This is a genomic window from Streptomyces sp. NPDC002623 (assembly GCF_053592635.1).
Genome location: NZ_JBSFWB010000009.1, coordinates 100,912 through 125,277 on the forward strand (window position 1 = coordinate 100,912; position 24,366 = coordinate 125,277).

At 73.2% G+C, this 24,366-nt stretch carries 21 protein-coding genes; 7 read left to right on the top strand and 14 right to left on the bottom strand.

What is annotated here, in order from left to right:
- Positions 1 to 9 precede the first annotated feature (9 nt).
- Positions 10 to 1,212, bottom strand: coding sequence for a type VII secretion-associated serine protease mycosin (gene mycP, locus ACWD4O_RS18650; protein WP_451281029.1), 1,203 nt, complete (start codon positions 1,210 to 1,212; stop codon positions 10 to 12).
- On the bottom strand, positions 1,209 to 2,408 hold the full coding sequence (locus ACWD4O_RS18655; RefSeq protein ID WP_451281031.1) for a hypothetical protein: 1,200 nt from the start codon (positions 2,406 to 2,408) through the stop codon (positions 1,209 to 1,211). The genes mycP and ACWD4O_RS18655 overlap by 4 nt, the downstream gene beginning before the upstream one ends.
- A gap of 1,229 nt (positions 2,409 to 3,637) precedes the next feature.
- Here ACWD4O_RS18655 and ACWD4O_RS18660 point away from each other — a divergent pair.
- A complete protein-coding gene (locus tag ACWD4O_RS18660) occupies positions 3,638 to 4,840 on the top strand; it encodes an amino acid deaminase/aldolase (RefSeq protein WP_358806404.1) in 1,203 nt (400 codons plus the stop codon).
- A 6-nt stretch (positions 4,841 to 4,846) separates the two neighbouring features.
- Here the strand turns inward: ACWD4O_RS18660 and ACWD4O_RS18665 are convergent, their stop codons facing one another.
- From ACWD4O_RS18665 to ACWD4O_RS18675, 3 genes are read right to left on the bottom strand one after another with little or no spacing between them, the layout of a single operon-like run.
- Positions 4,847 to 5,629, bottom strand: a complete 783-nt coding sequence (locus tag ACWD4O_RS18665) for a 3-oxoacyl-ACP reductase (protein ID WP_451281033.1) — start codon at positions 5,627 to 5,629, stop codon at positions 4,847 to 4,849.
- A gap of 8 nt (positions 5,630 to 5,637) precedes the next feature.
- A complete protein-coding gene (locus ACWD4O_RS18670; protein ID WP_451281035.1) occupies positions 5,638 to 7,011 on the bottom strand; it encodes an aldehyde dehydrogenase family protein in 1,374 nt (457 codons plus the stop codon).
- A gap of 26 nt (positions 7,012 to 7,037) precedes the next feature.
- Complete coding sequence (locus ACWD4O_RS18675) at positions 7,038 to 8,408, bottom strand: glutamine synthetase family protein (protein WP_451281037.1); 1,371 nt, start codon at positions 8,406 to 8,408, stop codon at positions 7,038 to 7,040.
- A 94-nt stretch (positions 8,409 to 8,502) separates the two neighbouring features.
- Between ACWD4O_RS18675 and ACWD4O_RS18680 the strand changes: the two genes are divergently transcribed.
- Positions 8,503 to 9,249 (top strand): FadR/GntR family transcriptional regulator, encoded by a 747-nt coding sequence (locus ACWD4O_RS18680; RefSeq protein WP_450947859.1) that lies wholly within the window; start codon positions 8,503 to 8,505, stop codon positions 9,247 to 9,249.
- A gap of 87 nt (positions 9,250 to 9,336) precedes the next feature.
- Positions 9,337 to 10,086 (top strand): gamma-glutamyl-gamma-aminobutyrate hydrolase family protein, encoded by a 750-nt coding sequence (locus ACWD4O_RS18685; RefSeq protein WP_451281039.1) that lies wholly within the window; start codon positions 9,337 to 9,339, stop codon positions 10,084 to 10,086.
- 163 nt (positions 10,087 to 10,249) lie between these two features.
- Here the strand turns inward: ACWD4O_RS18685 and ACWD4O_RS18690 are convergent, their stop codons facing one another.
- Positions 10,250 to 11,260, bottom strand: a complete 1,011-nt coding sequence (locus ACWD4O_RS18690; RefSeq protein ID WP_451281041.1) for a LysR family transcriptional regulator — start codon at positions 11,258 to 11,260, stop codon at positions 10,250 to 10,252.
- A 70-nt stretch (positions 11,261 to 11,330) separates the two neighbouring features.
- On the opposite strand from ACWD4O_RS18690, the gene ACWD4O_RS18695 reads away from it, so the two are divergent.
- Entirely contained in the window at positions 11,331 to 12,467 is a 1,137-nt protein-coding gene (locus ACWD4O_RS18695; protein ID WP_451281043.1) for a TDT family transporter, read from the top strand.
- Here ACWD4O_RS18695 and ACWD4O_RS18700 read toward each other — a convergent pair.
- From ACWD4O_RS18700 to ACWD4O_RS18715, 4 genes are all read right to left on the bottom strand, one after another.
- Positions 12,367 to 13,104: a helical backbone metal receptor gene (locus tag ACWD4O_RS18700; RefSeq protein WP_451281044.1), complete on the bottom strand. Its 738-nt coding sequence runs from the start codon at positions 13,102 to 13,104 to the stop codon at positions 12,367 to 12,369. The two genes, ACWD4O_RS18695 and ACWD4O_RS18700, sit on opposite strands and share 101 nt — an antisense overlap.
- A complete protein-coding gene (locus tag ACWD4O_RS18705; protein ID WP_451281046.1) occupies positions 13,104 to 13,706 on the bottom strand; it encodes a helix-turn-helix domain-containing protein in 603 nt (200 codons plus the stop codon). Before ACWD4O_RS18705 ends, ACWD4O_RS18700 begins: the two co-directional genes overlap by 1 nt.
- 465 nt (positions 13,707 to 14,171) lie before the next feature.
- A complete protein-coding gene (locus ACWD4O_RS18710) occupies positions 14,172 to 15,971 on the bottom strand; it encodes an ABC transporter permease/substrate binding protein (RefSeq protein ID WP_451281047.1) in 1,800 nt (599 codons plus the stop codon).
- Positions 15,964 to 17,052: a quaternary amine ABC transporter ATP-binding protein gene (locus ACWD4O_RS18715; RefSeq protein ID WP_451281048.1), complete on the bottom strand. Its 1,089-nt coding sequence runs from the start codon at positions 17,050 to 17,052 to the stop codon at positions 15,964 to 15,966. Before ACWD4O_RS18715 ends, ACWD4O_RS18710 begins: the two co-directional genes overlap by 8 nt.
- A 223-nt stretch (positions 17,053 to 17,275) precedes the next feature.
- On the opposite strand from ACWD4O_RS18715, the gene ACWD4O_RS18720 reads away from it, so the two are divergent.
- Both ACWD4O_RS18720 and ACWD4O_RS18725 read left to right on the top strand, forming a co-directional pair.
- Complete coding sequence (locus ACWD4O_RS18720; protein ID WP_451281330.1) at positions 17,276 to 18,214, top strand: 5'-3' exonuclease; 939 nt, start codon at positions 17,276 to 17,278, stop codon at positions 18,212 to 18,214.
- Between the two features lie 148 nt (positions 18,215 to 18,362).
- Positions 18,363 to 19,208: a siderophore-interacting protein gene (locus ACWD4O_RS18725; protein ID WP_451281050.1), complete on the top strand. Its 846-nt coding sequence runs from the start codon at positions 18,363 to 18,365 to the stop codon at positions 19,206 to 19,208.
- A gap of 69 nt (positions 19,209 to 19,277) precedes the next feature.
- On the opposite strand, the gene ACWD4O_RS18730 is transcribed toward ACWD4O_RS18725, so the two are convergent.
- The 3 genes from ACWD4O_RS18730 to ACWD4O_RS18740 form a co-directional block, all read right to left on the bottom strand.
- Positions 19,278 to 20,054, bottom strand: a complete 777-nt coding sequence (locus ACWD4O_RS18730) for an ABC transporter permease (RefSeq protein WP_451281051.1) — start codon at positions 20,052 to 20,054, stop codon at positions 19,278 to 19,280.
- Positions 20,051 to 21,073 carry an ATP-binding cassette domain-containing protein gene (locus tag ACWD4O_RS18735; RefSeq protein WP_451281053.1) on the bottom strand — a complete coding sequence of 341 codons (1,023 nt, stop codon included), beginning with the start codon at positions 21,071 to 21,073 and terminating at the stop codon, positions 20,051 to 20,053. The genes ACWD4O_RS18730 and ACWD4O_RS18735 overlap by 4 nt, the downstream gene beginning before the upstream one ends.
- Before the next feature lie 170 nt (positions 21,074 to 21,243).
- A complete protein-coding gene (locus ACWD4O_RS18740; RefSeq protein ID WP_450947849.1) occupies positions 21,244 to 21,867 on the bottom strand; it encodes a PadR family transcriptional regulator in 624 nt (207 codons plus the stop codon).
- 225 nt (positions 21,868 to 22,092) lie between these two features.
- Between ACWD4O_RS18740 and ACWD4O_RS18745 the strand changes: the two genes are divergently transcribed.
- Complete coding sequence (locus ACWD4O_RS18745) at positions 22,093 to 23,625, top strand: amino acid permease (RefSeq protein ID WP_451281056.1); 1,533 nt, start codon at positions 22,093 to 22,095, stop codon at positions 23,623 to 23,625.
- Positions 23,626 to 23,690: 65 nt separating this feature from the next.
- Here ACWD4O_RS18745 and ACWD4O_RS18750 read toward each other — a convergent pair whose 3' ends face one another.
- Positions 23,691 to 24,272: a GNAT family N-acetyltransferase gene (locus ACWD4O_RS18750; RefSeq protein ID WP_451281058.1), complete on the bottom strand. Its 582-nt coding sequence runs from the start codon at positions 24,270 to 24,272 to the stop codon at positions 23,691 to 23,693.
- Between the last annotated feature and the right edge of the window lie 94 nt (positions 24,273 to 24,366).

The window sequence follows — 24,366 nt, forward strand, 5'->3', positions numbered from 1 at the left end:
GCCGGCCCGCTAGAGCGGCTCGAACGCCTCGTGCGGGTCGGGCTCCCGGCGGCCGCGCCACAGGACGACCGCCGCCACCAGCAGCACTCCCCCGGCGCCGCCCGCGGCCAGGCCCGCCCAGCTCGACGTGTCGTCCTGCGGTTTCGGCTGGTCCGGTCCTGCGCCGAAGTACCGCTCGCCGTAGGCCGCGGAGCGCAGGCCCTCCGGCTTCAGGTCGGCGGCGGCCTTGATCGCGGCGGCCGGGTCGAGGAAGCCGTAGCCCCGGGAGTCGTCGCGGCCGCCGGCGGGGGCGTTGCGGGCGGTGTCCTCCAGGAGCTTCTTCATCTGCGCCGGGGTCAGACCGGGGTGGGCGGCCTTGACGAGCGCGACGGCCCCCGAGACGAACGCGGAGGCGGCGCTGGTCCCCCAGCCCTGGTAGTACTTGTGGTCCGGGTCGGCGATGACGACGCCCTCGCCGGGCGCGCTGACCGTGGCGTACCAGCGGCGGGTGGAGAACGAGGCGCGGGCTCCGTAGCGGTCGACGGCGGTCGCGGCGATGACGCCCGGGTAGGCCGCCGGGTAGGAGATGTGGTCGCCCTTCTCGCCGCCGTTGCCGGCCGAGGCGACGACGACCGAGCCCTTCGCCAGCGCGTACTGGACGGCCTCGTCCTCGGCTGGCTCGGGGTGGGCGGAGGCCGAGTCGTCGCCGAGGGAGAGGTTGATGACGTCGGCGCCCTGGTCGGCGGCCCAGCGGATGCCTTCGGCGAGGGCGTTGCCTCGGGTGTTGCGGGCCTTGGTGCGCTGTGGGTCGTCGTCCTCCAGGATCACGCGGACGGGGAGGATCTTCGCCTCGGGGGCGATCCCGAGGACGCCCTCGGCGTTGTCGTAGCCGTGGCCGTGACCGGCGATGATGCTGGCCATCGCGGTGCCGTGGTGGGCCCAGGCGCGATCGCCCTCTTTCGCGCCGAAGCCGACCATGTCCTTGCCGGTGAGGATGTTGCCGGCGAGGTCGGGGTGGTCGGCCTCGACGCCGGTGTCCAGGACGGCGACGGTGATGCCCTTGCCCTTGGTCGTCTCCCAGGCCTCCTGGGTGTGCAGCGCCTCCAGGGCCCACTGCTGGGCGCGGATGCTGTCGGCGTAGGCCGTGGACGTCGGCGCGAGGGCGACGGCGGCGGCGAGGAGGCAGCACAGGAGCCCGGCCCTGCGGGTCGCGCGGGTCGTACGGGTGCTCATGAGGGCTGCTCCGAGGGCGTGGCGGCGGTCTTGCGCAGGCCGCGCTCGATGCGGTCGGCGAGGCCCTGCGCCTCGTGGCCGAGGCCGGCCTGGGCGGGGGCGGTGGTGGCGCCGGTCGCGGTGGCCACCGGGGCGGGCTCCGGGGCGTCGACGGTGCGGCCGTCGGCCCAGCCGGAGACGGCGTAGACGACGACGGGTGCGTCGGTGAGGACGGAGACCGTCCACGCGGCGCGCTGCTTGTCGCCGAAGGCGGCCGCGACGGTGTCCTTCGCGGCGTAGGGGCGGGGCATCAGGTCGGCCCGTTTCGCCAGGCCCTGCTTCGAGAAGCGGGTGTCGAGCGAGCGCATGGCGGCCGCGTCGGCGTTGGTGAACAGCAGGCCGACGGTGGTCACATAGCTCTGGGTGGCGTCGGTGTAGGTGGCGCGCAGGAGCCGCTGGCAGCCGACCGGGGCGAGGGCCTTGAGCAGCAGCGGGTCGAAGGCGTCGGCGCAGCCGCTGTCCGGGGCGACGGCGATCCGCGTCCAGGTGCGGTCGGCGCCGCCGGGTCCGGCGCCCTGTCCGTCGACCGTGGGCGGGAAGAGCTGGTCGACGGGCACGTTGTGCCACAGGCCGGCGGCGGCGGTGTAGGCGCTGCGCTCACCGCCGTCCTCGGAGTCGCCGACGAGCCAACTGCCGGTCACGGCACCGCCGATGAGGCCCAGTCCGAGGACCGCGCCGACGGCGGCCGCGGCGGTGCGTGCCCTTCTGGTCCGGTGCCGGGGTGCGTCGCGGTACGCCTCGGGCTGCGCGAACGTCACCACGGGCCGGGTGGCGCCCAGGGTGCCGCCCGGGGTCATGGGAGCGCTCCACGAGAGGGCCGGATCGGGCCCGCTCGGCATGTCCGGGGCGGTGTCGGGCCGCCTCGGGACTTCGGGCGCAGGGGGCGCCGGGGGCGGTGTGGAGGGCACAGGCGGCACGGGGGGCGCGGAGGGCGCGGGCGGCACGGTGAAGTCGGGCCGCAGCAGGGCCGCGGCGGGAGTCCAGGCCGGTCCCTCGTCCGTCCCGGGAACGGTCGCCGCGTCGCCTCGGCTGTATCCGGCCCGGGCGCTGTCCGCCTCCGTCTCCTGCCGACTCCGCCCCGGCGCGGGCACCCAGCTGCGCGGCAGGGGCGTCCAGGCGCTGTCGGAATCAGCGGCGGAAGCACTGTCGGAGCCCACGGTCCGAGCCTCGGACGGCGGGCCCGAAGGCCGGGACCCCTCCGAACCAGCGGCACGCGAACCCTCCCACCGCGGCGGGCGAGCGCCCTCCCGGCCCGCGGAACCTGGGGTGTCCGGGGCCGCGGGACGGGGCTCGAACGGCGGGCCCGAAGGACGAGGCCCCTCCGGACCGGCGGTGCGCGAAGCCTCCCACCGGGGCGGGCGAGCGCTCTCTCGGCCCGCGGAACCCGGGGTGTCCGGGGCCGCGGGACGGGGCTCGGGCGGTGGGCCCGAAGGACGGGAACCCTCCGGACCGGCGGCACGCGAAGCCTCCCACCGGGGCGGGCGGGCGCTCTCTCGGCCTGCGGAACCTGGGGTGTCCGGGGCCGCGGGACGGGACTCGGACGGCGGGCCCGAAGGACGGGAACCCTCCGGACCGGCGGCGCGCGAGGCCTCCCACCGGGGCGGGCGAGCGCTCTCTCGGCCTGCGGAGGAACCCGGGGTGTCCGGAGCGGTGGGGCGGGGGGCCGGCCTGGTGGGGCGGGGGGCGCGGCGGAAGTCGTGGGGTGGCGTGGGGCGCGGGACGCCGGCGGTGGACGGGCGTTCCTCGGCTCGCCCGGGCGCCTGAGCGTCGTCGCGTCGCGGGGTCGAGGCGGGGCGGCTCGGCCGCGGCGGGATGTCTGGGAAGCGGGCCGACGCGGGCGGCGGGGGCGGGGTCATGTCGTCCGTGTGCTGGGCCCGCAGGCCGAAGAAGCGGGAGGCGGCGGGGGGAACGGGGGGAATCGGGTCCGCGGGGGACGAGGCGGTCGGCGCCTGCGTCGGGTCGGCCGCGTCGTCCGTCGGTTCCGGGCCCGCCGTCGGCGGCTCCGGCGGGCGGGGAGGGGTGGTCGGGCGGGGCGGGACGCCGGGGCGGGGAGGCGCGTCCGGGCGCTGGGGGACCGAGGCGCGGAGTTCTTCCGTGCTCATGCACCCCCCGTTTCCTCGTCCCCGGGCCGTCGTTCTCCTACGCGGGCCGTCGAATCTCGTGCCCGGGCGGTCCCGGTGCGGACACGACAGTCCGTTCCGGGCACGCATACCCGCACAGGAGGACCGGCATCCCGAAGCGGGCGCCCGGCCAGAGCCGTTCCTCCGTGCGTGCGCGTCACTCTACGGCTTGTCGCCGGTCGAACGGGAACCAGTCCGTACCCCCCGGGGCATCTGCCCGGAACGTCCCCCTACCCTGCGGTAATCCTGTCTGGCAGGCTTCGTTCATGACTGCGCGCGCCGCCGACCGGGCCCGTTACGACCGGGCCACCGCCCATCTCGACGCCCCGCTCGCCCTTGTGGACCTGGACGCCTTCGACGCCAACGCGGAGGATCTGGTGCGCCGGGCCGGCGGAAAGCCGATCCGGGTCGCCAGCAAATCCGTGCGCTGCCGGACGCTGCTGGAACGCGTCCTGGCGAAGGACGGCTTCGCGGGGATCATGTCGTTCACCCTCGCCGAATCGCTGTGGCTGGCGCGGTCGGGGTTCGACGACGTCCTCCTCGCCTACCCCTCGGCCGACCGCACCGCCTTCGCCGAACTGGCCGCCGACCCGAAGCTGGCCGCGGCCGTCACCGTCATGGTCGACGACGTGGCCCAGCTCGATCTGATCGACGCGGCGCGCGGCGAGGGGAGCGAAGTCGTCCGGGTCTGCCTGGAGTTGGACACCTCGCTGAAGCTGCTCGGCGGCCGGCTGCGGGTCGGCGCGCTGCGCTCGCCGCTGCACTCCCCCGCCCAGGTCGCCGACGTGGCGCGGGCGGTGGCCCGACGGCCCGGTTTCAGGCTCGTGGGGATCATGGCGTACGAGGGTCATATCGCCGGGGTCGGCGACTCCCTCGCCGGGCGGCCCTTCCGGTCCCGGGCGATCCGGCTGATGCAGGCGACCGCCCGCCGGGAGCTGGCCGAGCGGCGCGCCGCGGTGGTGCGCGCGGTGCGGGCCGTCGTCCCGGATCTGGAGTTCGTCAACGGCGGCGGCACCGGCAGTGTGCAGCACACCGCCGCGGAGGACGCGGTCACGGAGATCGCGGCCGGGTCGGGGCTGTACGTGCCGCGGCTGTTCGACAACTACACGTCCTTCAGCGGGCGTCCGGCCGCCCTGTTCGCCCACCCCGTCGTCCGGCGGCCGGGGGTCGGGATCGTGACCGTCCTCGGCGGCGGCTATCCGGCCTCCGGCGCGGCCGGACCCGACCGGCTGCCGGTGCCGTACCTGCCGGAGGGGCTGCGCTACGACCCCCAGGAGGGGCCGGGCGAGGTGCAGACGCCGCTGCTCGGCTCCCCCGCCGACGATCTGCTGATCGGCGACAAGGTGTGGTTCCGGCATGCGAAGGCCGGTGAGCTGTGCGAGCGGTTCGACGTGCTGCACCTCGTCGAGGGGGACGAGGTGACGGCGACCGTCCCGACCTACCGGGGCGAGGGTCACACGTTCCTCTGACGCGGCCTACAGGGGCGTGACGTACGCGCCCGAGATCCCGCCGTCCACCAGAAAGTCGCTGGCGTTGACGAACGAGGAGTCGTCGCTGGCCAGGAAGGCCACGGCGGCGGCGATCTCCTCGGCCTCGGCGAACCGGCCGACCGGGATGTGGACCAGGCGGCGGGCGGCCCGCTCCGGGTCCGTGGCGAACAGTTCCTGGAGGAGCGGGGTGTTGACCGGCCCGGGGCAGAGGGCGTTGACGCGGATGCCCTCCCGGGCGAACTGCACGCCCAGTTCGCGGGACATCGCCAGCACACCGCCCTTGGAGGCCGTGTAGGAGATCTGGGAGGTGGCCGCGCCCATCCTGGCCACGAAGGACGCCGTGTTGATGATGGAGCCCTTGCCCTGGCGCCGCATGTAGGGGATGGCGGCCTTGCAGCACAGGTAGACGGAGGTCAGGTTGACCTCCTGGACGCGCTTCCAGGCCTCGAGGCCGGTCTCCAGGATGGAGTCGTCGTCGGGCGGGGAGATGCCGGCGTTGTTGAAGGCGATGTCGACGCTGCCGTAGGTGTCGTAGGCGGTCTTGAACAGCGCCTCGACCTGCTCGGGGTCGGTGACGTCGACCTTCACGAAGATCCCGCCGACCTCTTCGGCGGCCGCCTTGCCGCGGGCCTCGTCGACGTCGCCGCAGACGACGTGCGCGCCCTCGGAGGCGAGCCGGCGCGCGGTGGCGAGGCCGATGCCGCTGCCGGCTCCGGTGATGACGGCCGTGCGGCCGACGAGACGACGGCACACCACTGCTTCGGTCATTGCTTCGGTCACTGTGCGGGGCCCTCCGTGCTGATGAAGACGTTCTTGGTTTCGGTGAAGGCGGTCAGGGCGTCCGGTCCCAGCTCGCGGCCGACGCCGGACTGCTTGTAGCCGCCGAAGGGCGTCCAGTAGCGGACGCTGGAGTGGGAGTTGACGGACAGGTTGCCGGCCCGCACGGCCCCCGAGACGCGCAGGGCGCGGCCGACGTCCCGGGTCCAGACGGAGCCGGAGAGGCCGTAGGGGGTGTCGTTGGCGAGCCGGATCGCGTCCGCCTCGTCGGTGAAGGGGAGCAGGACGGCGACGGGTCCGAAGATCTCCTCGCGGGCGGCGGCGGAGTCGGAGGCCTCGCCCGTCAGGACCGTCGGCGGGAACCAGAAGCCGGGGCCCTCGGGGGCCGTCCCGCGCAGCGCCGGGGCGTCGTCCGGCACGAACGACCGTACGCGCTCGACCTGGCGGCGGGAGATCAGCGGGCCCATGGTCGTCGCCGCGTCGGCCGGGTCGCCGACCACCACGGCGGACAGTTCGCGGGCCAGATGGTCGGCCACCTCGTCGTACACCGACTCCTGGACGAGGATCCGGGTGCGGGCGCAGCAGTCCTGGCCGGAGTTGTCGAGGAAGGAGAACGGGTCGACGGCCCGCTTCAGGTCGGCGTCGGCGAAGACGACGTTCGGGCTCTTGCCGCCGAGTTCGAGGGTGACCGGCTTGACCTGGCGGGCGCAGCGTTCCATGACCTCGCGGCCGGTGCCGGTGGAGCCGGTGAAGACGATCTTCGCCACGCCGGGGTGGTCGACGAGCGCACGTCCGGCGACCGCGCCGTGGCCGGGCAGGACCTGGAAGAGGTGTTCGGGCAGGCCGGCCTCCAGGGCGAGTTCGGCCAGCCGCAGGGCGGTGAGCGGGGTGGTCTCGGCGGGCTTGAGGAGGACCGCGTTGCCGGCGGCGAGGGCCGGGAAGGAGCCCCAGGCCGCGATGGGCATGGGGAAGTTCCAGGGGGCGATCACGCCGACCACGCCGAGCGGCTCGTGGAAGGTGACGTTCCAGCCGCCGGGGACCGGGATCTGGCCGCCCAGGAGCCGTTCGACGCCGCCGGCGGCGTAGAGCAGCAGGTCGCGGGCGTTGCCGGCCTCCCAGCGGGCGTTGCCGAGGAGGTGGCCGGCCTCGCGGACCTCCAGCAGCGCCAGTTCCTCGACGTGCGTGTCGACGACGTCGGCGAAGCGGCGCAGCAGCCGGGCGCGGTCGGCGGGGGGCAGCGCGGCCCAGTGCGTCTGTGCCCGTGCGGCGCGGGCGACGGCCGCGTCCACGTCGGCCTCGGTGGCGGCGGGGACGGTCGCGACCACTTCCTCGGTGGCGGGGTTGAGGACGACGAGTTCGTGCGGGTCGGACACGGGGTGACCTTTCACAGGCGTTCGAATCACAGGCGTTCGAAGGAGCGGCGCAGCTCCCAGTCGGTGACCGCGGCGTCGAAGGCCGCCAGCTCGACTCGGGCCATGTTGGCGTAGTGCGCGACGACTTCGTCCCCGAAGGCGGCCTGGGCGATCGGGCTGGCGGACCACAGTTCGGCGGCCTCGCGCAGGGTGGTGGGGACGTGCGCGTAGTCGGCGGTGTAGGCGTTGCCGGCGCAGGCCTCGGGCAGCTCCAGCTTCTGCTCGATGCCGTACAGGCCGGCCGCGACCAGGCCCGCGACGGCGAGGTGCGGGTTGACGTCGCCGCCCGGCAGCCGGTTCTCGAAGCGCATCGAGCGGCCGTGGCCGACGATCCGCAGCGCGCAGGTGCGGTTGTCGTAGCCCCAGGCGACGGCGGTGGGCGCGAAGGAGCCGGGCTGGAACCGCTTGTAGGAGTTGATGTTGGGGGCGTAGAGGAGGGAGAAGTCGCGCAGTGCGGCCAGCTGTCCGGCGAGGAAGTGGCGCATGACGTCGGACATGCCGCCCGGGTCCGCGGCGGTGCCGGCCATGACGTTGGCGCCGTCGGCGTCGGTGAGCGAGAGGTGGATGTGGCAGGAGTTGCCCTCGCGCTCGTTGTACTTCGCCATGAAGGTCAGCGAGACGCCCTCCTGGGAGGCGATCTCCTTGGCGCCGGTCTTGTAGACGGCGTGCTGGTCGCAGGTGACCAGGGCCTCGTCGTAGCGGAAGGCGATCTCGTGCTGGCCGGGGTTGCACTCGCCCTTGGCGGACTCGACGGTGAGGCCGGCGCCGGCCATCTCGTTGCGGATGCGGCGCAGCAGCGGCTCGATGCGGCCGGTGCCGAGGACCGAGTAGTCGATGTTGTACTGGTTGGCCGGGGTGAGTCCGCGGTAGTTCGCGTCCCAGGCGGCCTCGTAGCTGTCCTTGAAGACGATGAACTCGAGTTCCGTGCCGACCTGGGCGGTGAAGCCGTGCTCGGCGAGGCGCTCCAGCTGGCGGCGCAGGATCTGGCGCGGTGCGGCGACCACGGGCGAGCCGTCGTTCCAGGCGAGGTCGGCGATCAGCATGGCCGTGCCGGCGTTCCAGGGCACGCGGCGCAGGGTGGCCAGGTCGGGGCGCATGGCGAAGTCGCCGTAGCCGGTCTCCCAGGAGGACATGGCGTATCCGTCGACGGTGTTCATCTCCGTGTCGACGGCGAGGAGGTAGTTGCAGCCCTCGGTGCCGTGCCGCAGGACGTCGTCGAGGAAGAATCCGGCGGCGAACCGTTTGCCCTGGAGCCGCCCTTGCATGTCGGGGAAGGCCAGGACGACAGTGTCGATCTCACCGCTCGCGACGAGGGCGTGCAGCTCCTCGACGCCGAGCGGGGGTGTGCGGTCTGCCACGGGACGGCCTCCTTCGGCTTCCTCGGCTGCTTGGGGCGGCCGGGAGCCATAAGGTATTGCGGAGAACCATTGCTTGGGAAGGGGGCACGGCCAGATGTCGGTGGACGCTGACGGCGGACCGGACGACCGGCTGACGCCGGTGCTGCGGCCGGTGCGGGCCGGGAACGGCTTCGAGGAGGCGCTGGAGCAGATCCTGCAGGTGGTACGTCTCGGTCTGGTGCCGGGGGGCGAACGGCTGCCGGCCGAGCGGGACCTGGCGGAGCGGCTCGGGATCAGCCGGGTGACGCTGCGCGAGGTGCTGAAGGTCCTCCAGGACCAGGGGCTGGTCGAGTCCCGCCGCGGCCGGTACGGCGGAACGTTTGTGCTGCCGCGTGCGCTGCCGCGCGCGGACGCCGACGGCGAGGACGAGCTGCGGCGGCGGATCGCGGAGACCGACATCGAGGACGTGTTGCGCTTCCGCGAGGTGCTGGAGGTGGGCGCGGCCGGGCTGTGCGCCACGCACGGGCTGACGGGCGAGCAGGCGGAGCGGCTGCGCGAGGCCCTGGCGGCCACCGCGGACGCGCCGCTGGCCGACTACCGCCGCCTGGACACGATGCTCCACCTCACCCTGGCCGAGCTGTGCGGCTCCCCCTCGCTGACCGCGCGGTACGCGGCGGTCCGGGCCACGGTGAACGATCTGCTCGACTGCATCCCGCTGCTGGTCCGCAACCTCGAGCACTCGCAGCGGCAGCACACCGCGCTGGTGGAGGCGGTGCTGGACGGGGACGCGGACGGCGCGCGGGAGATGATGCGGGAGCACTGCGCGGGGACGGCTGCCCTGCTCAGGGGCTTCCTGGCATGAGCAGGAGCATGTGCGAAGCTAAAGGTACGCATGCAGCCCATTGAGTCGGTCATTGATTCAGTCGGTCATGGAGGGACGGGAGAGCGTATGGCGAGCGGCAGGCCGCTGATCGGCGTCAGCACGTATCTGGAGTCCGGGACGCGCTGGGGCGTGTGGGAGCTGGAGGCGGCGCTGCTGCCCGTCGGGTACCCACGGCTCGTGCAGCGGGCCGGCGGGCTGGCCGCGATGCTCCCGCCGGACGCGCCCGAGCACGCGGCGGCGACCGTGGCACGCCTCGACGGCCTGGTGATCGCGGGCGGCCCCGACGTCGAGCCGGTCCGCTACGGCGCCGAGCCCGACCCCCGCACCGGAGCGCCGGCCCCGGAGCGGGACGCGTGGGAGCTGGCCCTGATCGACGCGGCGCTGGCGGCGGACGTCCCGCTGCTCGGCATCTGCCGGGGCCTGCAGCTGCTGAACGTCGCGCTCGGCGGCACCCTGACGCAGCACATCGACGGACACGCCGAGGTCGTCGGCGTCTTCGGCAGCCACCCGGTCAAGCCGGTCCCCGGCACGCTGTACGCGGAGGTCGTCGCGGAGGAGACCGCGGTGCCGACCTTCCACCACCAGGCGGTGGACCGCCTCGGCACGGGCCTGGTCCCGTCGGCGTACGCGGCGGACGGCACCGTCGAGGCCGTCGAACTGCCGTCCGCAGACTGGGTGCTGGGCGTGCAGTGGCATCCGGAGATGGGCGAGGACGTCCGGGTCATGCGCGCGCTGGTGGCGGCCGCCGGCCGCCCACGGCCCGAGCGGACGGTCGCCGTGCCCGGGAGCCGTGCGCCCGCACCCCCGTCGGGCTGAGCGGCCTCGGCCTCGAACCGGCCTGGACGGAGTGCCGGGATGTGCCGTCGTTCCGGTGCGGGGCCGTCGTGGCTGGTCGCGCCCGCGCGGCGGAGCCGCAGATGTCAGCGCCCCGCGCCCCTTCAGGGCGCTGCCGAACCGCAGCCTGCTTCGCTCGACCCGCTTACCCACGGGTCAGGGTGAGCAGTTCTCTCGCCGGGCCCGTCGGGCGGTGGCCCGTCGGCCATACCGCGCGCAGGTCGCGGGCCAGGGAGACGCCCTCGACCGGTATGTCGACCAGGCGGCGCAGCGCCAGTTCGTCGCCGACCGCCAACTCGCTCAGGACCGCCGGGCCCGCCCCGCTCACCACCGCCGCCTTCACGGCCGTCGTCGAGGAGAGCTCGATCAGGGGCCGGGCCAGACCGCCGAGCGCCGTGTCGAGGACCTGACGCGTCCCCGAGCCCTCCTCCCGCAGGATCAGCGGCGTGGCCGCCAGCTCGGCCGCGGGCAGCGGGCGCCGGCGGCGGGCCCACGGGTGGGCGGGCGCGACGACGACGATGAGGTGGTCATGGGCGATCACCGCGGAGTCCAGGCCGGGCGGCACCGTGAGCCCCTCCACGAAGCCGAGGTCCGCCTCCCCGGCCAGCAGCCGCTCGGCGACCGCCGCCGAGTTGCCGGCCAGCAGCGACACCGCCGTGTCCGGCCGGCCGGCGCGCAGCGCGAGCAGCCAGCCGGGCAGCAGGTACTCGGCGATCGTCATGCTCGCCGCCACCCGCAGCCGTGAGTCCCGGCGGTCGCGCAGCGCCTGCGCGCCCGCGTCGAACGCCTGCGCCGCCTCGACGATCCGCCGCGCCCAGTCCGTGACCAGCGCGCCGGCGCCGGTGAGCCGGGAGCCGCGCGGCGACCGGTCCACCAGGGCCACGCCCAGCTGGCGCTCCATGGAGCGGACGCGGCTGCTCGCGGCGGGCTGGGTGATGCCGAGCTCGCGCGCGGCGGCGCCCAGACTGCCCAGCCGGGCCACGGCCAGCAGCAGTTCCAGCGCGCCCAGGTCCGGGACGCGGTGCGCGATCGAACCACCGCCGCCACCGGGCCGCGGCTCCTCGGCACCGGACGCACCGGACCCACCGGACGCACCGGTCGGACCGGCCGGACCGGCCGGACCGGCCGCACTCGTCACGCTCTCCTCGCTGCCCATAAGCCCAGTTTATGTCCCCATAGAGAAGTCCTCCCTGGTCGCCGACGCGCCCCCACGCGACCGTGGAGTCATGGTCACCGCCGTCCGTCACCTCGGTCCGAACTGGTACGCCACGGTCATGGGCACCGCGATCGTCGGCACGGCGGGAGCCGCCCTCCCGCTGCGGCTCCCGGGGCTGCGGCCGCTCTGCGCGGCCTTCTGGGCGCTCTCCCTCGCCCTGCTGCTCGCCCTGCTCGCCGCCCGGGCCCTGCACTGGCGTCACCACCGCGACCAGGCCCGCGCCCATCTCCTGGACCCGGCGACGGCCCCGTTCTACGGCTGCCTGGCGATGGCGCTGCTCGCGGTCGGGGGCGGCGCGCTCGCCGTCGGCCGGGACTGGATCGGCATCCGGGCCGCGGTGGCGCTGGACGCCGTGCTGTTCGTCGCCGGCACGGTCGTCGGGCTCGTGGCCGCCGTCGCCGTCCCGTATCTGATGGCCGTACGCCACCGGGTGGAGCCCGCTCAGGCCACGCCCGTGTGGCTGCTGCCGCTCGTCGCGCCCATGGTGTCCGCCGCGCTCGGGCCGCCGCTGGTGCCGTATCTGCCGGCCGGACAGCCGCGGCAGACCCTGCTGCTCGCGTGCTTCGCGCTGTTCGGGCTGAGTCTGCTCGCCACGTTCGTCATGCTGCCGGTGGTGTTCGGGCGGCTGGTGACGGGCGGGCCGCTGCCCCTCGTGCTCACCCCGACCCTCTTCCTCGTCCTGGGCCCGCTCGGGCAGTCCACCACCGCCGTCGGGAACTTCGCGCAGGCCGCTCCGGGGGTCGTGGCCGGGCCGGACGGCCGCGGTCCCGCCGTGCTCGCGGTGCTGTACGGGGTGCCCGTCATGGGGTTCGCGCTGCTCTGGCTCGCTCTGGCCACGGCGCACGCGGTGCGGGCCCGGCGGCACGGGATGCGCTTCGCGATGACCTGGTGGGCGTTCACCTTCCCGGTCGGCACCTGTGTGACCGGAGCGGCGGCGCTGGCCCGGCACACCGGGCTGGTCGTCTACGACGTGCTCGCCTGCGCGCTGTACGGCGTCCTGGTGGCCGCCTGGGCGGTCGTCGCCGTGCACACCGCGCGCGGGCTGCTCAGCGGTGCGCTGCTCGCCGCGCCTCGGCCAGCGCCTCGCCCAACGCCCTCGGCGCCTCGGCCAGCGACGGCCCGTACCACGTCAGGTGCCGTCCGCTGACGAGCGCGCTGGGCAGGCCGGGGAAGGCCTCCGGGCCGTCGTCGGCGGTGAAGCGGTAGGGCTCGTCCGGGAGGACGACCAGGTCCGGTGCGGCCGCGCGCAGCTCGTCGAGCGGGATCCGCGGATAGCGCTCGGCGTGCCCGGCGTAGAGGTGGTCGACGCCCAGGCGGGCCAGCACGTCCCCGGCGAAGGTGTCGCGGCCCAGCACCATCCACGGGCGGCGCCAGATCGGCACGACGGCCGTCCGGCGCTCGTGCCCGGTGAGACGCGGCAGTGCGGCCCACGCCTCCTCCGCCTCCGCCAGCCAGCCCGGCCGGGCGGCCGCCCCGCACGCCCGGAGCACCCGGGACAGCTCCCGGAAGGCCTGCGGGACGTCCCTGACCTCCGTCACCAGCACGTCGAGGCCGGCGGTGCGCAGAGCGGCCAGGTCCGGCTCCCGGTTCTCCTCCTCGTTGGCGATCACCAGGTCGGGGGCGAGGGAGACGATCCGGTCCACGTCGGGGTTCTTGGTGCCGCCGATCCGGGTGACGTCGAGGTCCGACGGGTGGGTGCACCAGTCGGTCGCGCCGACCAGGGCGGCGGGCACGGAGGCGGCCACGGCCTCCGTGAGCGACGGCACCAGCGAGACGACCCGCACTACCGCTTCCGGCCCCGGTCCCGGTCGCGTACCGCCTCGATGTGCTCGGCCACGGCGACGACGATCACCCGGGTGTCCGGCACGGTCGCCCGCCAGCGGTGGCGGACCCCGCCGGTGAGGTACAGGGTGTCGCCGCGGCCCAGGCGGTAGGCGCGGCCCTCCGCCTCGATCTCCACCGCGCCGTCGGCGACGTACATCAACTGGTCGTTGCGGTACTGGAATTCACGGCCGGCGTCGTGGTCGCCGGTGAACTCGGAGGCGTGCATCTGGTGGTGACCGCGCACCAGGGAACGGGAGCGGGGTTCCGGTTCCGGATCCGGTCCCGTGCCCGGACCCTGTTCGGCGACCTCGGCCCGTACGACGTCGACGCTGCACGCCGGGTCGGCGGCGGCGAGGAGTTCGACGGCCGTGGTGCGCAGGGCGTCGGCGACCTTCTCCAGGGAGCTGGTGCTGGGTCGCGCGCGGTCGTTCTCGACCTGGCTCAGGAACGGCACCGACAGGCCGCTGCGCTCGGCCACGACGGCAAGGGTGAGCTCCAGGGAACGGCGCCGGCGCCGCACGGCCGCGCCCACCCGCAGGGGCTGTTCTTTGTGGTCGCCCATCGCTCCGGCTCCCTCCTTCGCTCGTCGCTGCCGTGACTGCCGTGACTGCCTTGGCTGCCTTCGAACTTCCTCCGAAGTTCGTCCAATGAGTTCTCTGCACCCTACGCATGTTCGGCAAACCGTTTCATGTGCCCGTGACATCGAGGACACATGGAGTGACACCGGACCTCACAGATCGCGCCAGTCGATCAGAGCCCGGAGAGGCCGGGCGCGCGCCCGCCCTCCGCTTTTCCGGTTCAATGCGCGAACGGCCGTGAGTGTTCCCGCTCGTCCCCGGCTTCGCCGGGGGTTCGGCTCAGGGATGGACGTAGCTCTCTGTGGTTGGCCGGATCCTTGCCGTGGGCGCACAGGGGGCGCGCAGGGAGCACGAGGGGCGGGCCCCGGCGCGGGCCATGGAGGCCGTACGTCGGTGCCCGCCCCTCGTCGGACGGTCGCGGTGCTGTCAGGTCACCGGGCCGCCCCGCTTTACTGCCCCGGATCCGCCACCGGTACCCACTTCTCGATCAACGACGGGTTCTCCTTCAGCCAGGTCCGGACCGCGTCCTGCTCCTTGCCCTTGCCGGCCTTCTGGATCCGCGCCTCCAGACCCGTGAGCTGCCCCTCGGTCATCGTGAAGTCCTTCAGCCACTCGGCGGCCTCGGGATTGTCGGCGGCGAAGCCCTTGCGGGCGAGGGTGTGCACGCCGTCCCCCTTGCCCCAGGCGCCCTGGGGGTCCTTCAGCTTCTTCAGGTCGTAGTCGCTGTACGCCCAGTGCGGCGACCAGAGCGTGACGACGATCGGCTTCTTCGCCGCGTAGGCCCGCTCAAGCTCGGCGAGCATCGCCGGGGTGGAGCCGTCGACGACCGTGTAGGAGCCGTCGAGGCCGTACTCCTTGAGGACCTTGTCCTTGAGCAGGCCCATCATTCCGGCGCTGGGCTCGATGCCGGTGATCCTGCCGTCGAACGCGGAGGCGTGGTTCTTCAGGTCCGCCAGGGAGTCGACGCCCTTCACGTACGAGGGGACGGCGAGCTCCAGGGAGGTGGGGCCGTACCAGGAGCCGAGGTCCTCCATCCGGTCGCCGTACTTCTTCAGGTACTCGGCGTGGGTGGTGGGCAGCCAGGCATCGGTCTGGAAGTCGATCTGGCCGGTGGCGACGCCGGTGTACAGGGGACCGGCGGCGTACTGGGTGGTCTTCACCTTGAAGCCGCGCTCCTCCAGCAGCTCCTTCCACAGGTAGGTGGAGGCGATGCCCTCGTCCCACGGGATGTAGCCGATCTCGATCTCCCGGCCCTTGCCGACGTCCGAGGCGGAGGCCGCGGCGGTGGAGGAGGCGGCCGGGCCGAAGACGTTCATGCCACCCGCGACCAGGGCGAGGACGACCACGCCGACCACGGCCACGACCGGGCGCGGGCGGTACGTCCACACCGTGCCGCGGGCCTTGGCGGCGGCACGGCGGCCGAGCGGGGAGATCCGGGTGCCGAGGGCGCCGGTCATCCGGTCCAGGTAGACGGCGAGGACGACGATGCCGAGGCCCGCCTCGAAGCCGAGGCCGATGTCGAGCTGTCCGATGGCCTCGTTGACGGCGCCGCCGAGGCCTCCGGTGCCGACCATGCCGGCGATGACGACCATCGACAGGCCCAGCATGATGACCTGGTTGACGCCCGCCATGATGGTCGGCAGCGCGAGCGGCAGCTGCACGCGCAGCAGGGTGTCGCGGGGTGTCGTCCCGAACGCCTCGGCGGCCTCGACGAGTTCGGGATCGACCTGGCGGATGCCCAGCTCGGTCATCCGGACGCCCGGGGCGAGCGCGAAGATCAGGGTGGCGACGACGCCCGCGGGGACGCCCATGCCGAAGAACAGGATGGCCGGGATCAGCAGGACCATCGACGGCATCGTCTGGAGCAGGTCCAGGACGGGCCGCAGCGTCGCGCTGACGGCCTTCGAGCGGGCGGACCAGATGCCCAGCGGGACGGAGACCACGAGCGCGATCGCCGTGGCGACGAGCACCAGGGACAGCGTCGACATGGCGTCGTCCCACAGGGCGAGGGAGTCGATCAGGGCGAACCCGGCGAAGGCGAGGACGCCCGCGACGAGACCGCGCAGCCACCAGGCGAGCACCGCGAGAATGCCGGCGAGGAGCAACGGCTCGGGGGCGGCGAGGACGGCGTCGATGCCGTCGTACATGCCTTCGACGACCGTCTTGACCGCGTCGAAGAGCCAGGACAGGTGGGTGACGAGCCAGTCGACGCCGGAGTCGACCCGGTCGCCGAGGTGGAGCCTAGGCACGGGCGGTCACCTTCCTCCCGTCGTCCCGCGAGCCGTCGCAGGCGATCGCCTCGCCCGCCTCCTCGTCGCCGAGGCAGCGGACCAGGCGCTGCCTGGACACCACGCCGACGAGCTTGCGTCGCCCGTCGAGGACGGCGACCGGGTGGGGCAGCCGGGCGCTGAGCGCGCACAGCGCGGTGAAGGGGGTGTCGGGGGTCGCGGTCCGGCAGTCGCAGTCGGCCTCGTCGCCGCGCACGTCGGTGTCCATGACGGCGGAGGCGGTCAGCACGCGGGAGCGGTCGACGTCCTGGATGAAGGAGGCGACGTAGTCGTTCGCGGGGCGGAGCAGGATGTCCTCCGCCGTGCCGGTCTGGACGATCCGGCCGTCGCGCATGACGGCGATGCGGTCGCCCAGGCGCATGGCCTCGTTGAGGTCGTGGGTGATGAAGACGATGGTCTTCTTCAGCGTCTGCTGGAGCGTCAGGAGCTGGTCCTGCATGTCGCGGCGGATCAGCGGGTCCAGCGCGCTGAACGACTCGTCCATCAGCAGCAGGTCGGCGTCGGTGGCGAGGGCGCGGGCCAGGCCCACGCGCTGCTGCATGCCGCCGGACAGCTCGTCCGGCCAGGACTTCTCCCAGCCGGCCAGGCCGCACAGCCGCAGCGCCTCGGCGGCGCGCTCCTCGCGTTCGCGGCGGGGGACGCCCTGGACGGCGAGGCCGTAGGCGGCGTTGTCGAGGACGCTGCGGTGCGGGAAGAGCGCGAAGTGCTGGAAGACCATGCTGATCTTGTTCGCCCGGACGGCGCGCAGTTCGCGGTCGGCGAGGGCGGTGAGGTCCTGCCCGTCGAAGAGGACGCGTCCGGCGGTCGGCTCCAGCAGCCCGTTGAGCATGCGCAGCAGGGTGGACTTCCCGGATCCCGACAGGCCCATGACGACGAAGATCTGGCCCGGCCGCACGGTGAAGGAGGCGTCGATGACGGCGGCGGTGGTGCCGTCTGCGCGCAGCTCCTCGCGGTCGGCTCCGGCGCGCAGTCGTTCGACCGCCTGCTGGGGTCGTCTGCCGAACACCTTGTACAGATGCTCGGCCTCAAGCGTGGAAGACACGCGTACCTCTCGATCGGGGACAGCGGACGTCGGGAGCAGAGAAGGGAGCGCTCAGCAACAGCAAACAGTTGAAGGCGCAACCTCAGGCCGCTCCGAGGCCGCGCCTGCCCTGGCCCCACCGGGGCAAACGTGCGAGTGGTTCAGTTCACAGCAGGTCAACAGATGGTTTACGCGTGCCACGGGAGTGAATTCCCACCGGTCGCACGGGTCCGGGTGCGGCATGATGCGAGGCGTGACCGGACGACTGATGCTCCTCGACACCGCCTCGCTCTACTTCCGCGCCTACTTCGGCGTCCCGGACTCCGTGAGGGCGCCGGACGGCACCCCGGTGAACGCCGTGCGCGGACTGCTGGACTTCATCGACCGGCTGGTGAAGGACCACCGGCCGGACGAACTGGTCGCCTGCATGGACGCCGACTGGCGCCCTCAGTGGCGGGTCGACCTGATCCCCTCCTACAAGGCGCACCGGGTCGCCGAGGAGCGTGCGGTCGGTCCGGACGAGGAGGAGGTGCCGGACACCCTCGCGCCGCAGGTGCCGATCATCGAGACGGTCCTGGACGTGCTCGGCATCGCGCGCGTGGGCGTCGCCGGCTACGAGGCGGACGACGTGATCGGCACGTTCACCGGGCGGGCGAAGGGGCCGGTCGACATCGTCACCGGCGACCGCGACCTCTACCAGCTGGTGGACGACGCGCGCGGGGTGCGGGTGCTGTACCCGCTGAAGGGCGTCGGCACGCTGCAGCTGACGGACGAGGCATGGCTGCGGGAGAAGTACGGCGTCGACGGGCGCGGGTACGCGGATCTGGCGCTGCTGCGCGGCGACCCGAGCGACGGTCTGCCGGGCGTGCCGGGCATCGGGGAGAAGACCGCGGCCAAGCTGCTGGCCGAGTTCGGCGATCTGGCCGGGATCATGGCGGCGGTGGACGACCCGAAGGCGAAGCTGACGCCGTCGCAGCGCAAGCGGCTGGACGAGGCGCGGCCGTATGTGGCGGTCGCGCCCAAGGTGGTCAAGGTCGCGGACGACGTGCCGCTGCCGGAGGTGAGCACCGCGCTTCCGCGTTCGCCGCGGGACGGGGAGACACTGGAGGCACTGGCGGAGCGCTGGGGACTCGGCGGGTCGTTGCAGCGACTGCTGACGACGCTGGCGACCCGGCCCGCGTAAGCATTGTTCTCGCATCAGGGAATGACATTCGCCCCAGGCGGAAGTCATCCTCTGAAAGAGGGGTGATTCAACCTCTCGAACGGGGAGCATCGCCGGGGGAGGGATGCTAACTTAGGTAAACCTAACCATACAGACATGGGAGGCCGCCATGGCAGAACGTCCGGCACGGCAGCCGCGGAAGCCGCACTCCGCACAGGTCGTCCGCACCGAACGGCTCACCCCGCACATGCAGCGCGTCGTGCTCGGCGGCGAGGGCCTGGCGGAGTTCACCGCGGGAACGTGCACCGACCACTACGTCAAACTGCTCTTCGGCCCCGACGGCGTGAGCTACCCGGAGCCGTTCGACCTGGAGCGCATCCGCGCCGAGTTCCCCCGTGAGCAGTGGCCCGTGACCCGGACGTACACCGTGCGCGACTGGGACGCCGAACACCGCGAGCTGACCCTGGACTTCGTGGTCCACGGCGACGAGGGCCTGGCCGGCCCGTGGGCGGCCCGCGTCCAGCCGGGCGAGACCGTCCGGTTCATGGGACCCGGCGGCGCCTACGCCCCCGACGTGAGCGCCGACTGGCATCTGCTGGCCGGCGACGAGAGCGCCCTGCCCGCCATCGCGGCCGCCCTGGAGTCGCTGCCCGCCGGCGCCGTCGCCCACGCCTTCATCGAGGTGTCCGGGCCCGAGGAGGAGCAGAAGATCGAGTCCGACGTGGCGGTCGTCTGGCTGCACCGCGGTGACCGGCCCGTCGGCGAGACCCTCGTCGAGGCCGTCCGGGCGCTGGAGTTCCCCGAGGGCCGCCTGCACGCGTTCGTGCACGGCGAGGCGGCCTGCGTGAAGGAGCTGCGCAAGTTCCTGCGCGTCGAGCTCCAGATCTCCCGCGAGGACCTGTCGATCTCCGGCTACTGGCGGCTCGGCCACAACGAGGACGGCTGGCAGGCCTCGAAGCGGGAGTGGAACGCGCGTGTGGAGGCGGAGCAGGAGGGGGCGGCCCCGGCCGCCTGAGAGGTCGGCAGCGGCCCGCACCCGTGGGGCGGGCCGCCCGAGGACTCCTGCCGCCGTGCCGACCCGCGGCTACACCGAACGCTGGTACGACCGGAACGTTCTGATCGAGAGCCACACGGCCGCCACCGCGAGCGCGAGCAGCGCCCCGCCGCGGACGAGCACCGCGCCCCAGTCGGGGTCGGCGGACAGCGCCGAACGACCCGCCGTCATCGCCCAGTCCAACGGGTTGAAGCGGGCCACCTGCCGTATCCAGTCGGGCATCCGGTCCGGCGCCATGAACGCGCTGGACAGGAAGGTCAGCGGCAGCAGCAGGAACGTGTTGACGCCGATGATCGACTCCCGCTCCCGCACCAGCATGCCCAGGGCGTTGGACAGCGCCCCGAAGACCGTGCCCAGCAGCACCGAGGCGACGATCAGGACGACGACGCCGGCGATCCCGCCCGGGTAGTCCGCGCCGCCCGCCAGCCCGAGCAGCACGATGACGGCCGACTGCAGGGCGGTGACGATGCCGTTGTGGACGACGTTGCCGTTCATCAGCGCGGCCCGGCTGACCGGGGTGGTCAGGAAGCGGTCGAGGGTACCGCGCTGGATCTCCTCCAACGTGCCCATGCCCGCCCACAGGTTGGAGGCGAGCGCGCTCATCACGACCACGCCCGGCACCAGGTAGTCGAGGTAGGAGGTCGTGCCGAAGCCGCCCAGCTCGACGACGCCCTTGAAGAGGCCGCCGAACAGGAACAGCCAGATCACCGGCTGGATCAGCGTGATCACGGCATACGCGGGCTGACGGGCGAACACCATCAGTTGACGTTGCGTCAGGTACCAGGTCTGGGCGATCGCGGTGCTCATCGCGCACCCCCGGCGAGCACGAGGGCGTCGGCCGCGGCGGGCTCCTGCCCGGCTTCGGCATAGCGGCGGCCCGCGTAGCGCAGGTAGACGTCGTCCAGGGAAGGCCGGGCCACGGTCGCGGTGGCGACGGCGACCCCGGCCCGCTCCAGGGCGCCGAGCAGCGCGGGCACCGTCGCCGCTGCGTCCTGCGCGCGCACGCTCACCCGCAGGCCGTCGAACACCACCTCGTACACGCCCGGCAGTCCCCCGAGGGCGTCCGCCAGCCGCGCCCGGGTCGGCTCGCCGAGCGCGGTGCGCAGCTCCATGTGCACGGCGTCGCCGCGGAGTTCGCCCTTGAGTGCGTCGGGGGTGCCCGTGACGACGATCCGGCCGCGGTCGACGATGGCGACGCGCTCGGCGAGCCGGTCGGCCTCCTCCAGATAGTGCGTGGTGAGCAGGATGGTCAGCCCCTCCTCGCCGGCCAGCCGGCCGATCTCCTCCCACATCGCGGTGCGGGCCTGCGGGTCCAGACCGGTGGTGGGCTCGTCGAGGAAGAGCACCTCGGGGCGGTGCACCAGGCCGAGCGCGACGTCGAGCCGCCGCCGCATGCCGCCGGAGTAGCCCTTGACCGGGCGCCGGGCGGCCTCGGCGAGCGCGAAGCGTTCGAGCAGCTCGTCGACCCGGCGGTCGAGGGCTGCGCCCTGCACGCCGTAGAGCCTGCCCTGGAGGCGGAGGTTGTCGCGCCCGGTGGCGACCGGGTCGGCGCCGGAGTTCTGGGCGACCACGCCGATCGCCCGGCGCACCCGGTCCGGGTGACGCAGCACGTCGTGACCGGCGACGACGGCCGAGCCGGAGTCGGGGCGGGCGAGGGTGGTGAGGATCTTGACGGCGGTGGACTTGCCGGCCCCGTTGGGACCCAGCAGCCCGAACACGGTGCCGGGTTCCACGGTGATGTCGAGGCCGTTCAGCGCGGTGACGCCGCCGGGGTAGGTCTTGACGAGTTGACGCGCCTCTACGGCGGGCGCACGAGTCGTACTCATGACGATGCTGCTCTCCTGTGTGAGCGGAACGGGACTGCTGATCCGCCGGAGGAGCACCGGGCTATCCTGGGTGTGCCGCACCTCGATCGCCTGGAACTGCCTCACGGCGGGTTCAGCTCGGGGTTCGAGACCCCGGCGGGACTGCTCCAACAGTCACGCCGGGGTCTTCTTCATGATCTGAGCTCTTCGGGCAACTCCCCCGTCTCGTGGAACCGCCGCCACCCGTCCACTCCGGGCAGCGAGCCGCTCCTGACCTCCTCGAGGAAACCGCCGACCCACTCCGCCTGCGCCTCGACCATGTGCAGCTGGTACTCCACCTCGACGAGGAAGAGCCTCGGCAGCGTCTCGTAGAGCTTCTCGAGCGCGCCCCGGCCGCTGGCCACCTGGATCTCCAGGGAACTCAGCCGGGTCTCCAGCAGCCGCACCACGTCGTCCGGCGGTAGCGCCGCCATCAGCGAGAGCGCCGTCTCGAAGATCGGGTACTCCTTCGCGGGGATGGCGATCAGATCGGACAGCCACTCGGCCATCTCCTCGCGCCCGGCCTCGGTGAGCCCGTAGACCGTGCGCTCGGGGCGGTTGCCCTGCCGCTCCACACCGGTCACCTCGACGAAGCCGTACTTCTCGAGGTTCTGCACGACGGTGTAGAGCGAGCCGTAGTTCGTCTTCGTACTCGTGTCCTTGCCCTGGCTGCGCAGGGTCTGGGCGATCTCGTACGGGTGCATCGGCTTCTGCCAGAGCGTGGTCATCACGGCGAGCGCCAACGGGTTGCTGAGCTTGCGGCGTTTCCTCGCCACGACGACCACCTCGCTTTCGAATATCCGTAGCCGAACATATCGCGAGTCGCCACCCCTGGCAATAGACGCGATGTAACGCGATCGAGTGAAGCCGGGGACGAATCGAGGACGTGAGGACTTGGGCCCGCCCCGGACACGGCGGCGTGACGCACATGAAACAGCCCGTCCCTAATTTCTGTCGCCCGACAGGAATTACGTTCTCTCTGGGCCAAGGCAGGTTCCGCCGTGACGACAACGACATCCTCCGACGTACGCCCCGACCCGCCGCACTCCCCCGACGCCGGGCACGGCGACGGCTCCCTCGCCGAGTTCGGCTACCGCCAGGAACTCCACCGCAGCCTGGGCCGGTACGCCTCGTTCGCCGCCGGGTTCTCCTTCATCTCCGTCCTGACGACCGTCTTCCAGTTCTTCGCCTTCGGGTACGCCTTCGGCGGCCCGGTCTTCTTCTGGGCCTGGCCGGTGGTGCTGGTCGGGCAGCTGCTGGTGGCCGCCTGCTTCGCGGAGCTGGCCGCCCGCTATCCGATCTCGGGCGCGATCTACCAGTGGTCCACCCGGCTGTCGACGCCGTCCTTCGGCTGGTTCGCCGGCTGGATCATGGTGATCGGGCAGGTGGTGGTGGTCGCCGCGGCCGCGCTGGCGCTGCAGATGGTGCTGCCGGCGATCTGGTCGGGCTTCCAGCTGATCGGCACCGACCCGGCCCCCACCTCGGCCGACGGCGCGGCCAACGCGGCGCTGCTCGGCGTGGTCCTGCTGGTGCTGACGACGATCGTGAACATCCTCGACAACCGCGTGATGTCCGTGATCAACCGGGTCGGCGTCACCGCCGAGATCATCGGCGCGGTGCTCATCGTCGTCCTGCTGCTGACGCACTCCGAGCGCACCCCGAGCATCACCTTCCACACCGAAGGGGCCGCGCAGAACGGTCTGTTCGGGGCGCTGCTCGTCGGCTCCTTCACCGCCGCCTACGTGATGATCGGCTTCGACAGCGCGGGCGAGATGAGCGAGGAGACGCACCACCCGCGGCGCACCGCGCCCCGCACCATCCTCACCGCACTCGGCGCGGCGGGGCTGCTCGGCGGCCTGATCGTCCTGGGCGGCCTGCTCGCCGCCCCCAGCCTCACCGACGGCCGTCTGGGCGTCGACGGACTCTCCTACGTCCTCACCAGCAGCCTCGGCGACGGCGTCGGCAAGGCGCTGCTCGCGGACGTGGTCGTGGCGATCGCGGTGGCCACGCTGGCCATCCAGACGGCGGCCTGCCGGATGCTGTTCTCCATGGCCCGCGACGGACAGCTCCCGTTCTCGGCCCGCCTCGCGCGCGTGCACCCGCGCACCGGCATGCCCAGCGCCCCGGCGCTGGTGGTCGGCGGCCTCGCGGCGGCCCTGCTGCTGCTCAACTTCGCCTCACCCGAGGCGTTCCTGGCCATCGGCACGACGTGCATCGTGATGCTGTACCTGGCGTACGCGATGGTCACCGGCCCGCTGCTGGTGCGCCGGCTGCGCGGCGGCTTCTCCTCGGCCGGCGCCGACGAGACGGGCGCCCCCTTGTTCTCCCTGGGCCGCTGGGGCGTCCCGGTGAACGCCCTCGCCCTCCTCTACGGCCTGCTGATGGCGGTCAACCTGGCCTGGCCGCGCGCGGCGGTGTACGACCCGGCGGGCGGGCACTGGTACTTCCAGTGGTTCACCGTGCTGTTCCTCGGCGCGACGGTCGCGGTCGGCGTGGCCTTCCGGGCGTACCGGCGTCAGCAGGCTGCCGCGTAGGGAAGGCGGGCGCGCAGAGAAGGCAGGCCGCGTGGGGAAGGCGGGCGCGCAGGGAAGGCAGGCGCTCAGTCGCCCTGTACGCGCGCGTGCAGGTGCATGTCGTGCCAGCCGTCCTGGTGGAGGACCGCACTGCGCATGGTGCCCTCCAGGGTGAAGCCGGCCTTCTCGGCGACCCGGCAGGAGGCCTCGTTGGCGGTGGCGTGCGACAGCTCCAGGCGGTGGAAGCCGATCTCGTCCAAGGCCCAGCGCGACAGGGTGGCCGTGGCCCGGGGTGCGACGCCCCGGCCACGGGCCGCCGCGGTCGTCCAGTACGCGACCTCGGCGACGCCCTCGCCGAGCTGGATGCCGCGCAGCGCCACCCGTCCCAGCAGCACGTCGGTGTCCGCGTCGACGACGGCCCACTGGGCGCTCCGCTCCCCCTCCCAGGCCTGCTGCCACTCCGCTATCCAGCCGGCCACCTCCTCCTCGGAATCGGCGGCCCTGATGTGCCACTGGTGCATCAGCGGGTCCTGGAAGGCGGCGTGGACGGCGGGGGCGTCCTCGGCCCGCCACCGGCGCAGGACGGGTCCGTCCCCGGTGCGGAGCACGGGCTGCGGGGCGCTCGACAGGGTTCCGGCGGGCAGGACGAAGCCTGCGGTATAAGGCATGATCCGCATCCTGCCAACGGGCCGCGAGGAGTCAACCGGGTTTCCCGCCGCCGTCCGCCCGCCCCGTCGCCGCCGTACGCCCGCCCGCCCCGTC

Excerpts from the sequence above, each read along its gene's own strand:
- mycP (WP_451281029.1), bottom strand. The coding sequence starts at position 1,212 with ATGAGCACCCGTACGACCCGCGCGACCCGCAGGGCCGGGCTCCTGTGC.
- ACWD4O_RS18660 (WP_358806404.1), top strand. The coding sequence starts at position 3,638 with ATGACTGCGCGCGCCGCCGACCGGGCCCGTTACGACCGGGCCACCGCC.
- ACWD4O_RS18665 (WP_451281033.1), bottom strand. The coding sequence starts at position 5,629 with ATGACCGAAGCAGTGGTGTGCCGTCGTCTCGTCGGCCGCACGGCCGTC.
- ACWD4O_RS18680 (WP_450947859.1), top strand. The coding sequence starts at position 8,503 with ATGTCGGTGGACGCTGACGGCGGACCGGACGACCGGCTGACGCCGGTG.
- ACWD4O_RS18685 (WP_451281039.1), top strand. The coding sequence starts at position 9,337 with ATGGCGAGCGGCAGGCCGCTGATCGGCGTCAGCACGTATCTGGAGTCC.
- ACWD4O_RS18690 (WP_451281041.1), bottom strand. The coding sequence starts at position 11,260 with ATGGGCAGCGAGGAGAGCGTGACGAGTGCGGCCGGTCCGGCCGGTCCG.
- ACWD4O_RS18695 (WP_451281043.1), top strand. The coding sequence starts at position 11,331 with ATGGTCACCGCCGTCCGTCACCTCGGTCCGAACTGGTACGCCACGGTC.
- ACWD4O_RS18705 (WP_451281046.1), bottom strand. The coding sequence starts at position 13,706 with ATGGGCGACCACAAAGAACAGCCCCTGCGGGTGGGCGCGGCCGTGCGG.
- ACWD4O_RS18720 (WP_451281330.1), top strand. The coding sequence starts at position 17,276 with ATGCGAGGCGTGACCGGACGACTGATGCTCCTCGACACCGCCTCGCTC.
- ACWD4O_RS18725 (WP_451281050.1), top strand. The coding sequence starts at position 18,363 with ATGGCAGAACGTCCGGCACGGCAGCCGCGGAAGCCGCACTCCGCACAG.
- ACWD4O_RS18730 (WP_451281051.1), bottom strand. The coding sequence starts at position 20,054 with ATGAGCACCGCGATCGCCCAGACCTGGTACCTGACGCAACGTCAACTG.
- ACWD4O_RS18735 (WP_451281053.1), bottom strand. The coding sequence starts at position 21,073 with ATGAGTACGACTCGTGCGCCCGCCGTAGAGGCGCGTCAACTCGTCAAG.
- ACWD4O_RS18750 (WP_451281058.1), bottom strand. The coding sequence starts at position 24,272 with ATGCCTTATACCGCAGGCTTCGTCCTGCCCGCCGGAACCCTGTCGAGC.